General features: G+C 53.6%; 10 protein-coding genes and 2 pseudogenes. 5 read left to right on the top strand and 7 right to left on the bottom strand.

All coding sequences use genetic code 11. The annotated features are described in order from the left end of the window. Positions 1-133 precede the first annotated feature (133 nt). The gene (locus RZR99_RS31330) at positions 134-604 is read left to right on the top strand and encodes a GNAT family N-acetyltransferase (protein WP_323123609.1); all 471 of its coding nucleotides are present in this window, start codon (positions 134-136) and stop codon (positions 602-604) included. 63 nt (positions 605-667) lie between these two features. Beyond that, positions 668-1,072, top strand: a pseudogene (locus RZR99_RS31325) (IS66 family transposase); the annotation flags it as partial. On the opposite strand, the gene RZR99_RS31320 reads toward RZR99_RS31325, so the two are convergent. Continuing rightward, positions 1,069-1,647, bottom strand: a complete 579-nt coding sequence (locus RZR99_RS31320) for a nucleotidyltransferase family protein (RefSeq protein WP_186046411.1) — start codon at positions 1,645-1,647, stop codon at positions 1,069-1,071. The pseudogene RZR99_RS31325 and the gene RZR99_RS31320 sit on opposite strands and share 4 nt — an antisense overlap. A 214-nt stretch (positions 1,648-1,861) precedes the next feature. Here RZR99_RS31320 and RZR99_RS31315 point away from each other — a divergent pair. The 3 genes and pseudogenes from RZR99_RS31315 to RZR99_RS31305 form a co-directional block, all read left to right on the top strand. Beyond that, a pseudogene (locus tag RZR99_RS31315) lies at positions 1,862-2,454 on the top strand (IS66 family transposase); the annotation flags it as partial. Further along, positions 2,451-2,531 carry a hypothetical protein gene (locus RZR99_RS33480; protein ID WP_407655540.1) on the top strand — a complete coding sequence of 27 codons (81 nt, stop codon included), beginning with the start codon at positions 2,451-2,453 and terminating at the stop codon, positions 2,529-2,531. The pseudogene RZR99_RS31315 and the gene RZR99_RS33480, both read left to right, overlap by 4 nt. Before the next feature lie 4 nt (positions 2,532-2,535). Beyond that, complete coding sequence (locus tag RZR99_RS31305; RefSeq protein ID WP_323123608.1) at positions 2,536-2,985, top strand: NUDIX domain-containing protein; 450 nt, start codon at positions 2,536-2,538, stop codon at positions 2,983-2,985. Positions 2,986-3,150: 165 nt separating this feature from the next. Here the strand turns inward: RZR99_RS31305 and RZR99_RS31300 are convergent, their stop codons facing one another. The 6 genes from RZR99_RS31300 to RZR99_RS31275 form a co-directional block, all read right to left on the bottom strand. Beyond that, on the bottom strand, positions 3,151-4,188 hold the full coding sequence (locus RZR99_RS31300; RefSeq protein WP_323123607.1) for a methyltransferase domain-containing protein: 1,038 nt from the start codon (positions 4,186-4,188) through the stop codon (positions 3,151-3,153). A 120-nt stretch (positions 4,189-4,308) separates the two neighbouring features. After that, positions 4,309-6,033 (bottom strand): glycosyl hydrolase family 28-related protein, encoded by a 1,725-nt coding sequence (locus RZR99_RS31295; RefSeq protein ID WP_323123606.1) that lies wholly within the window; start codon positions 6,031-6,033, stop codon positions 4,309-4,311. Positions 6,034-6,043: 10 nt separating this feature from the next. Continuing rightward, positions 6,044-6,244, bottom strand: coding sequence for a hypothetical protein (locus RZR99_RS31290; RefSeq protein WP_323123605.1), 201 nt, complete (start codon positions 6,242-6,244; stop codon positions 6,044-6,046). A gap of 480 nt (positions 6,245-6,724) precedes the next feature. Beyond that, a complete protein-coding gene (locus tag RZR99_RS31285; RefSeq protein WP_323123604.1) occupies positions 6,725-7,231 on the bottom strand; it encodes a hypothetical protein in 507 nt (168 codons plus the stop codon). A 149-nt stretch (positions 7,232-7,380) separates the two neighbouring features. Then, positions 7,381-7,668 (bottom strand): hypothetical protein, encoded by a 288-nt coding sequence (locus tag RZR99_RS31280; protein ID WP_323123603.1) that lies wholly within the window; start codon positions 7,666-7,668, stop codon positions 7,381-7,383. 2 nt (positions 7,669-7,670) lie between these two features. Beyond that, entirely contained in the window at positions 7,671-11,348 is a 3,678-nt protein-coding gene (locus tag RZR99_RS31275; protein WP_323123602.1) for an RHS repeat-associated core domain-containing protein, read from the bottom strand. Positions 11,349-11,367 lie beyond the last annotated feature (19 nt).

Here is an 11,367-nt window from a genome sequence, read left to right as displayed (position 1 = left end):
CGACTACGCCGATCTCATGCCTTGGAGAATGCCTGTTGCCCTCAACCGCTGAGGGGCGTCGTTAAAAGACCGCGTACAATTATTGTCCTGATCTAAACTAAACGATCGTACCGCTTACGAGCTTACATCCCCGATGAATGACAGTCTGGTGAACAGGGTCACGCTGGTCCCCTTCGAAGAAAGCGCAGCTGAAACGCAGGAGCTCTTCGCGCAATATGAGGCTGCTCTGCGCGATCACATCGATCTGGCGTTCGGTTGGGATGATGAGTTTCAACGACGTCGATTTGCAGAGTCCTACTCCCACTCTGACATACGATTGATCCAAGTTGGCGCCGATACAGCAGGTTACGCGGTCATCAGGATGCTAGACGACGCCATTCACCTGTCGCTTCTGATACTGAAGTCAAGCTTCCAGCGAAGAGGAATCGGGAAAAACATTCTGACATCGCTGATGTCAGAGTCCTCGCGGACAGGAAAGGTCATCACACTGTCTTGCTTCCGCTCGAACTCTGAGGCTGTTGCGTTCTACGAATCGATGAAATTTCAAGTCACGTCTACTGAGGAGCACTTCGTAAACTATCGATTCCCAGCGTCTATCAAGTAGTCTCATCCGACGAAGTTAACGTCGGTCGTGCGCACGTGCGGCGTCGTTAGATGACCGCTTACCATCGAGCGCATGCTGGTCGAGCATCTACCGGGCGTCGTGCCGTCGAGTCTGCTCAGCAAGGCATTGCAGTATCTGAACGGACAGTGGCCCAAGCTGGTCCGCTACGTGGAGAACGGCAACTGGCCGGTCTCGAACAATTTGTGTGAGAACGCAATTCGGCCATTCGTCGTCGGACGCAAGGGCTGGCTGTTCTCCGATACGGTTGCCGGCGCACAGGCCAGCGCCAATCTCTACTCACTGGTCGTGACCTGCAAGGCGAATGGCATCGACCCATACCGCTATCTCGTCTGACTGTTTGCTAATCTGCCGCACGCTTCAACCGCTGACAGCTACGCGGCCCTGCTGCCTTGGGCGTCACCATACAATAACCAACCGACTGGCGAGCCACCGAGTACGGGCCCTTAGCAGTGAACGATGGTCACGCGAGGCCAGCGATTGCGATACTGCTTCTCTTGTACCCGCTGCCGATACGTCGCGACACTGACTCGCTCGGGATTCCGACGAACCACCATGGCGAACAAGTCATCCAGCCCATACGGTGCAAGAACCTTGATCGTGTCATCAGGAAGTAGAGTCAACCCGACTGCGGTTGCATACTCTGGCCACGACGCGACGGCGGCCTCCAGCGACTTCAATGGTGGCACGGCGTAACCAAAAGCCGCCTCGAACCAGGTATGAACGGCGGCTTGATTGGTGACCTCCCATGGCAATTGGGGGTGCATCCTGCTTAGATGAGACTGAAACGTTGCGTCGCGCTCTGCAGAAAGATCAGCGCCATCGAAGTACGCAACATCGACGTCACGCAATGCTGACGATGTCTCCAATCCATGCAAAGAGTCCCAGACGAGGTTCCGTACGGCACCAGCACCAATGCACCAGGAGGGTAGATTCAGGGACCGGACTGCAACCAGTGCAGGCCAAAACCATGAAGACTCTCGCGCAAGGGCAACGAGGTGTGCTTCGAAATCAGTTGATGGCATGAGCGAAAAGTCCGCTGGGTAGAGGCGACGATCTGCCGCTGAGCAAACTCGCCGCTCACGGCAAGTCGATCTTAACCGAGTGTGACGCAGATGGAGGAGATAGGCGTCCTTCAAAGACCGCTTACGGTATGCTGAATTTAGCGCTTACGAAGAACCTTGTGTGGCGCGGGTTTCCGGCCGATTGGCGTAAAGTTGAGACGCCGCGTAACAGGAGAAGGCTGCGCGCTCGCCGGATCTGCTGGCCACGCGCTTCGTCGTGCTGATCGGCAAGCTGTTCGCGGCCGAGGCGCGCAGCGCGAAGTGGAAGCTTGAATGCCGGCAGCGACTGCGCTCCCGGTACAGCGCCGGCGTGCTCGCCATCATCGAGCGCATGCTGGCGAGCATCTGCCGGGCGTCGTGCCGTCGAGCCTGCTCGGCAAGGCGTTGCAGTACATGAGCGGACAGTGGCCCAAGCTGGTCCGCTACGTCGGTAACGGCAACTGGCCGATCTCGAACAACTCGTGTGAGAACGCGATCAGGCGGTTCGTCGTCGGCCGCAAGGGCTGGCTGTTCTCCGATACGGTCGCCGGCGCGCAGGCCAACGCCAACCTGTACTCCCTCATCGAGACTTGCAAGGCAAATAGAATTGAGCGATATCGATACCTTGTGAAGTTATTCACCTTACTTCCCGATGCTACGAGTGTAGAGGACTACAATACTTTACTCCCCTGGAATCTGATCTTTNCGGCGCGCAGGCCAACGCCAACCTGTACTCCCTCATCGAGACTTGCAAGGCAAATAGAATTGAGCGATATCGATACCTTGTGAAGTTATTCACCTTACTTCCCGATGCTACGAGTGTAGAGGACTACAATACTTTACTCCCCTGGAATCTGATCTTTTAAAATCATGGGCAACAAAAACTATATCCAATGGCTACGTAGCCATGTAGGCAGCGGACTGATTCTGAGCCCGTCAGTAGCCGCCGTGATTCATGATGAGGATGGACGGCTTCTTTTGCAAGAGAAAGCAACTGGTGAACCTTGGAGCCTTCCTGCCGGTGGGATCGAACTCGGGGAGTCGCCCGAAGACGCAATCGTTCGGGAGGTAATGGAGGAAACGGGCTACGACGTAAGCGTGAGCCGCGTTCTCGGTGTGTTCGGCGGCCGCTCCTTCCGATACAGATACCCCAACGGCGATGAGGTCGAATACGTAGTGACGTTGTTTGCCTGCAAAATCATAGGCGGAACTGGTGTGCCCACCGATTCTGAGACGAAGTCGCTGAAGTATTTTCATCGGCATGAGATGCCGATGCTCGCGTTACCTTACCCACTCGATACCCTCTTCGCGGAACATTGATGCTACCTACCGATGTGCCCTCTGCACGGCGTTGTTAATTGACCGGTTACCAATTACGGCATAACCCAGTCCAAGATTTTGTCCGCATCCCCCTGTTGACAGAGGGGCGTCATTAAAAGACCGCATACCTCGAGGCGGCTTTTGTTTGATATCGATCCCTAGATCTCAAATTTTCTGGCGGCTGGCAAATCCAGACCTGATCAACGTAATGAATCTTCGGAGTGGCAATGTAATCCTCCACGATGTGGAGTCTTCGAGATCGCGCACTCGCATCTTGAGCGCTTGGTTTTCCCGCTTCAGCGCAATGGTGTCATGAGATTCTTCGCCGACCGGTCGGCAATTCTCGGCCTGCTCAGCCTGAACTCTATGGATGAGGTTGGTCCTGATGTGGAAATATTCTTCCTTCGAATATCCCGGCGACCAATCTTTGCCCATCGCCCTTAGACGGGCATGAAATTCAAAATCCTCGCTCACGATGGACTCGAGCTTGAATTTTAAGAGACCCAGGATCGCGAGGTCTAAGACGAAAAGCTCAAACACTGCTGGCGTCAACGTCCAGCAATGCGCATCGTTGTATTGGCGATCCCCGTCGCGCACCTGTTCGACCCAGAAATCGAAACCGTGCTGAATGTTGTTGGTCGGCTGGATCTGTGAGCTATTCACCCCGAGACCGAATGCACCTGAGCCGTTGTAAAGCGCACCAAGCTGATGCGCCTCGAAAACCTGTCGCAAGGTCGGCTTCTGTCGCTTCTCAAAATATGCTTCCAGCCAGTCACCCAGCGAACTATGCGGCCTGAAATGATCGAAGCAACCGCGCTTGTCAGGAACCGCCAACGAGAGAATGCCGCCCACCTTCAGGATGCGGCTGCACCCTTGCAGGAATTTGATCGGGTCCGGGATATGTTCCAGGTTGTGCGATGAGACGATGTAGTCAATCTGGCCTATCAGACCCTTTTCGCGGACGATGGATTCGATCTCCACTGATGATCCGACCAAATCCACGGCCTCGATCTGCGAAAGCTGCTCCTTGGAGATGCTTCCATCCTCCGACGCCTTGGACAGCAGCGTCTCCGTATCGTACACATCGAGCGAAAGACAGTTGAACCCTTCTCGCTTCGGCGCAATAGGGTTAAACCATGGGCCAATTTCGATACCCTGATGGTTGCGTGTTATCCCTTCAAGAATCTTTGATCGCCTGTCCATTGATGTGCCGCCCGCAGTTTGGTAACGAGGAAGCAAATTCTACATCAACGACCGAAGATATGGGTTTATCGATAAAACAAAACTAGGCCGAATCTGGCCCAGTTTTGTCAATTCCGATACTTACGGAGAACCACCACCAACCGTACAACCAGTACTGCATAAGTTGACGACGTTGTTGGTATTCCCTGAATATGAATTGCTCTGAACATTGACGTATTTGGCACCCTTCTGAAGGTTTACGCAGGTGACCATACCAGAGCATTGATTTCCTGTCACAATTGAACTAAACGCCCTGTATCCATTAAATGTAATCGCCGCATTTGCCGTTTCTCCCCCGTTGGCTGGCACAAAGGCATTTCCGACGATCATCGTACTACTCGCGGGATTAAGATAAATACAATTCACCGCCTGCGCACAAAAGAACAAGTTGCCTTGAATTATTGTGGAATCAACACCCGTATACATATTAACGCAGGCGATCTTGCAGTTAAACTGCGATCCCATGATGGTCAATTGACTGGTCCCAGAAATGCCCCATGGAACATTCACGCCGACATTGACGTTCGTGAAGTTCGAAGCGCTGACACTGACGCCTTGGGTGTTCGTATCATAATTGATACCGATGTTCAGACCGCTGAACACAGACCCGACCACGTTCTCCTGAACTGGATAAATTGATCCACTGCCGACATAGTGGATACCCGTTCCAGACAAGGCAGAGGCTCCCCAAAACCCTGATGCCCAAATGTTGACATTTGACACGCCAGAAACTGATAGAGCAGTACCCCAATAATCGGTGGCTTGATATCCGTCAACGCCTCGAAAAACAACATTGTTCAGTACGGAAGCTGCGGGAACAGTTCCGAAGAAGGCCGTGCCGGATTGGTTGAGAGTCAGTCCCGTGTAAGAACCCGTTCCGTTTGTTGTAAATGTGAGTCCAGATACGGAAACCGAATTTGTGTAAGCCGGATAATTTACCGTAATCCCGTTGACGGACACGAAATTGAGTGTCGACACATCCTGACCGGCGCCTTGAATAGAAAGTGACGCACCATTAGCCAAAAATGTATAGGACGGGGCCGATGTGAATTTGAAGGTGCCGGGCGGAAAATAAACGCATAATTGCGAACTCCCTGCGCTAGAGCCGGCAATCGCGGCCGAAAACGCAGCGCTGTTATCATTGGTATTCGTGTTGTCGCCACCAAAATTCATGATGTTAGCGCAGTCCTTATAGGCGGCAGTTGACTGAAACCAGTTGGTTCCATCAGTGGATAATGCTACAGTATCCCCTAAATTAACGCTGAACTTAGATACGTTCTGACCGCCGTAATATATATTGTCACTTCCTTGGCGTTGGATATATCCACCATTTATGCCACCGAATATCGTAATCGCACCGCCCGGAGGCATTGCGCTTGCCGAAGGAAGCGTGACGACTATAGGCGCAAGGATCTGAATCGCCTTGCCCGCATTAGCGCTTGTCAGCGTGGATGCAACACTGATACCTTGAACGGATGAATAATTTCCGATCGCACTCCCAACAAATGCGGTCGATGCAATCTGGGTTGCGCTCGTCCCGGCAGTCGCAGTGGGTGCCGTCGGCGTGCCAGTCAGCGCGGGAGACGCCAATGGCGCATAGATCGAGGCGGCCGATGAAGTCGTGAGATAGCCTGCGATCAAGGCTCCGCTCGGAATCGTCACCGTGCCGGTGAAGGTGGGCGAGTTCGCGAACGTGGCCGTGCCATTCACGGTCATGTTGTTGAACGTCGGACTCGAATTTGTCTGGGCGAGCGCAACCAACGGCGCAAACAGCGCAAACAGCGCCGCGACAATCAGCCTTTTCATCGTGGATTCCTTACGAAGACTCGATCAGTGCGCCATTGCTGACGGCCCAACCGTTAAGATTGTTGAAATGCTTTTCCCACTGATCCTCGGTCATTTCGATCAAACCGGATCGGGGAGGAAGATTCGGATACTCGAACGTATCCATGTCGAACCATCCGATGACTTGCTGCGGAGCTTCGGCACCACTGTCGAAGTGTGCGTACTTGGCCATTCAATACCCCTTTGCAATCCAATAGACCTCATCAGACCCGGTATTGGCGGATGCGACGGTAATGCGAAACTGTGAATTGCTGCTCGCGTCCTCTCCTACGCATGTGAAGTTCATCAATGGGATCACTGCTGTTGTCGAAGAACGAAATAACTGCGAATATGAACGAATAAACTGTGAATGAACCTTTGTCGTGTAGTGCCGTACAGCTCTCACGTACTGAATAGAGGAGACGGCCTTATCGTGGGCAGGATATTCGCAGTTTATACGTTCAAATAGCAACGTACTCGCGGAATTTACGTTCAAATCCGGCAATGTGTTGTAGTAACGCAACCGGTGGTCAAGCTGGCCAAATCTACCGCGAAGCCACACCACAGCTCAATTTGAGCACAATTGGCCGTTCGCAGATTATTCGTTCATATTCGCAGTTATTTCGTTCTTCGACAGTCCGGCCGCCGAACAACCTGACAGTACCATACTGACTTATGACTGCCCCGCCTCTCTAACTAAATCACCGTTATTTGAAAGTCCTACCGACGAACGATCAGCGAAGAACAATCGCCATTGATCTTCTGTCGGATATTTTATATTTGGCTGCAAAATCAATTTCCCAAGTCCATCAAAATTGATGGATAAGCTATATTCTTCAGTGCATCTTTCGATTGATTTTATAATTTGTCCTTCGCAAAGCGCAAGAATTTCATCAATTTTATTGGAATTGCTGCTTTGATTTACTTCTTCATCAAAAATCAGAATTTTCCAATAACACTCACAAACTAAAAATGACCAATCTCCAACAACAAATACTCTCCTTCTCTGAAGCAACCTTCTCGCGTCCTGACGTTTACCATCCGAAGACTCAATGGGATCTCGAATCCTCAAACTGGGGCTACCAACTTCAAGCATAAAATAGCTACCATGCGATCTCTTAGCCGAAAAAATTATCTGTCCCACCAAAACATTCAATACATTAGAAAAATCCTCTCCCATGATTATTTCCAAAACAAATCTTTCGCAGTTTGCAGAATTTCACTATAAGCAATGTTTTCCCATGAGATTTCACGATACAACAACGCCCTACGCTATGCTCTCGTCGCGCCTGCTCGAGATCCTGCAGATGCCCTTATTGCGACATAATCTCACAAAATCGATTTAATCGTCCCCTCGGCTATCTTTCTCCCCTCCCATAGAAATATTTTTGTTCCGATAGAAATTTTTGAAATCACCAGATCGCGATTCATGAATTTTACCGGAACTTCATAATTCAAACCCAATCTCAACTGACGACCACCTAGTAGCAATCGACAATCGAACCCTTCTCCATCAATAAATAATGGGCAGGCGTAAAATTCGCCTTCAATAGCGCTGTGACGCCCACCTTCGGCATGAGTAAAAAATGTTACGTCAATTACAATATCTGGACTCACAATCAATACCTGTTTGGTGGTAATGGAGAATAATTAATAATTTTAGGCGTCAACCCTTGCAGCCTCTCACTCGGCAAAACCCAAGCGGGAATGCCGCGATCCACAGTGGCTGGCATCAATCCCTTGAAGGTGTCATACGGCACCTCCGTTCTAATAATAGTATACGGTTGATCACCAAACCCTTTTACAGCTTGTTTCGCGTAGGATGCGGCCTGCTCAGCAGAAGTCGTAAAATATTTACCTTCAGCAGACCCCAAATTTCGCAAAACACCCGTGGCCTGTATATCCGCGAGCTCTGCCGGACCAACCGCTCGAAACAAGGCTGTTGTCTCTTGTGTTGCTGCGCCCGCACCTTTGAGGGCGCCAATTGCACCTATCGCCACCCCTCCCATCGGCAACCCATCTAAGGTTCGGGAAGCAAAATCCGACAGACTATCCGATTTGAAACCGGCAATCGATCGATCAGCCCACGTCCTCAGCGCATCCGTAAAGCCACAATTCCCGCCATTACAAGCGACCTGAACGCCGTTGCCTCTAATCGTGCTTTGAAGACCACTGGGATCAATCCGGTTGATTGAGTTGTTCCCGACATAGGCATACAGGTTCAGGTCGTCCGTCGTACCGCTCGGATCCGTCTGCAAGAACCGCCCAAGCGCCGGTGAATAAATCCGTGCCTTGTAGTAATACAGCCCCAACTCTGCAATGTACTGCTGTCCGGTGTAACCGAATCGTCCCGCGTTCGTCGTACCTGTCTCACCGAACGGTCCGTATTGATACGCGCCCAGGCCGGCACCGGCTGGGTCAGCTACACCGACAACACTGCCCAGCTGATCGGCATAGAACCACGTCTTCCCGGCCGTGCCCGTTCCGTCGTATCGAACGATCGTCTCATCGACACCTGGACCCGGCACATAGCGCTTCTGTAATCCACCCGTCGCGTCGTATTCGGCGACGAGCGCATCGCTGTCGTACAACAGCTGGGTCGCGGTCCCATTAATGACGGTCTGACGCAACCGCACAATCGGGTCGTACGCCAGCGTCGCCTGAACACCGGCACCGCTCACCGCTTTCAACCGGACATCCGTGCCGTAAGTATAGGTTCGCGCTCCGTCGGTGGCCAGGTTACCGTTCGGATCGTAGGTCGGTGTGCCGCCTGGGATCGACGTGTACTGATTCAGCCCGTTCGCCGCATACGACTGGGTGCTTGGCGTCCCGCCCGCCCATTGATACAGACTGTTCGACACATTGATCTGCGTCAGATCGCCCACCTGATTGCGCGTATACGTGAACTGCACGTTCATTGGCGTAGTCGTCAGGACATGCGCCAAGCTCGACATCGCGCCCTGGTTATCGTACTGGCGCTCCGTGCGCGTGCCATTGCCCAACGTGACCGTGGTTCGACGCCCGAGGTCGTCATACGCATACTGCGCCAACAGCACGCGGTCGTTTTCCTTGATCTGCCCCGGGCGATTCAGCGCATCGTAGCTGGTCGTTGTATAAAAACCGTCCGGCCACGTGAGTCGAATTCGATTCCCCGCCTGATCGTACAAATAGGACAGTGTGCGGCCATCGGCCGACGTGCTCGTCAACCGGCCCGCGTTGTCCCAGCTGTAAGTGATCGGGTTCGCGCCACTGACAAACCTTGCGCCGGTGCGCAGCCCACGCAGATCGTAGTCGAACAGCACGCTGTCCGAACTGGTCGGATAGGTCCGTGATATCAGCCGGTTCAGATTGTCCCAGCCCTGCGTGATGATCGCGCCGCTGCGCCTGCGCAGACTCGTGGCGTTGCTGTTGGCGTCGTAACCCGTTTCCTCGTAGTCGTTCTGATTTCCCAAATTTGGGCTACCCGGCAGCGGATAGTACGTTCTGATCAATCGATCGAAGCCGTCATATGCGTAGACCGTGGCGTAGCTTCTCGCGTCCTTGACCGACGTTACGTTGCCATTCGGCGAATAAGTGAAGGTGGCGTAGGCCTGAGCCAACGGTGTCCCTACCGCTTTACTGACCGATTGCACGGTATCGTCGTTGAAATACGCGGTGGCCGTCACCCGATTGCCGCCCTGCGCATCCGGTAAATACTGCGTGATACGCGACACCCGTTCCAGGTCGTCGTAGGCAGTATCCGTCACGGAAGTGGGCACGACGCTGGCCGGACACGTGGAGGCAGACCCCGTGAGCCCCGGCCCCCATGCACGAATGACCCTGCCAGTCGCACTGTACTGCGTGCAACTGACCAGCCACTGCGAGCCCAGCTGGCTCGCCTGAGTAGTGGGCCGGCCGTCCGCGTCGTAGGTCGTGCGGGTTTCCTTGCCCAGCCCATCGATCACCCGCACCACGCGTCGGTTGGCGTCGTATTGGTACTTCACCACCTGGGCGACGTCGGTTCGTGGTCCATTGACCTCGATCACATTCCCGACGCTGTCGTAACTGAATCGGGTCGTCAGGTTCAGGCGTCCGGCACCGGAATCGACCACCGAGGCACTTGGCACGTAGTAGTTGCCTGAGTTGTAGCTCGTCGACGTCGTCGTGGCATCGCCGTTGCCGTTGATCTTGACGGTGGTGGTCGACGGCAGCACGAAGGCGGGATACCCGTTCGGTGTAAAGGTGGTGTACCCATAAGTCGTCACGGGCGACACGCCTCCCGCGACTGTCGGCGACGTGACGGTCCAGGGCTGCCCCTGGTCGGTGTAGGTATACGACGTTACGTTGCCGCGCGCGTCGGTTGCCGTGGCGACCTGATTAAATTTCCCTTCGTAGGTGAAGCTCTGCGTCAATGGCGCAACGTTGGTCCCCGGCGCGGTTACTTTCGACACCGTCTTGATGTTGTTCGTGCACCGCTTGTCTGGCCCCGCACACGTCGCATCGTCGTAGCTATACGTCGTGCCGTTGTTCTCCGGGTACTGTGCCTTGATCAGTCGTGCCAGGCCGTCATAGGTATTGACCGTATAGTTACTAAGCGGCGTCGACGACTGGACGACGTTCCCCAGCGAATCGATGTAGCGCGTGCGTGAAATGTTGCCCGGCGCTACCTCCTCGGTTCGCGATCCCGCAAAGTAGTACTCGTAGGTCTTTCCTCGTGCGTTGGTCTGAGTCTTGACCCGACCCAAGCTGTCGTAGACGTTGGTCGCAACGGAGACCGTTGGGAAGCTTGGATAGAACAAACCCGACATCTGGCCAGGTTGTGCATAGGCGAACGTGGTGTTTTTCCCTGAGGGGTCGGTGAACGTGGTGAGATTGGCATTGCCGTCATAGCCATAGCCAACCGTCGATACCCCATCGCCGACCTTCGTGATACGACCACCTGCCATCGTGAAGCTCAGCGTACGCCCCAGACTGTTTTGCACCTGAGTCAGATCGTTGCCCGAATAGCTGTACCTGATCTGAATGCCGTTGGGATCGATATAGCTTTCTGCCTTTCCCGCCGCGTTGAATTTGAGCAGCCCACGATGAACCGATTCATAGCTGTAGGTGCCGTCAGCATTCTTCAACAAACGTGCTGAATTTCCGGGAGGTGGATTGTAGGTCCCGTCCGGCAAGGCGACGAACACTTCGCCGTTCAGTCCGCGAGTCACAATCACGGTATTGTTGACCAGCTGATCGCCATACCATCGTTGCCCCAACGAAGCGATTACGACGTTGAGAATCCGATAGGTCGGATCGGCCAGGACATCGAGCGACACCTTGTGTTCGACGATCGCG

Origin of the sequence: Burkholderia alba, assembly GCF_034721475.1 — a bacterium.
In the GTDB taxonomy this organism is placed as follows: Bacteria; Pseudomonadota; Gammaproteobacteria; order Burkholderiales; family Burkholderiaceae; genus Burkholderia; species Burkholderia alba.
The sequence above is the reverse complement of the archived record's forward strand: the minus strand, read 5'-3'. Positions and strand labels throughout refer to the sequence as shown.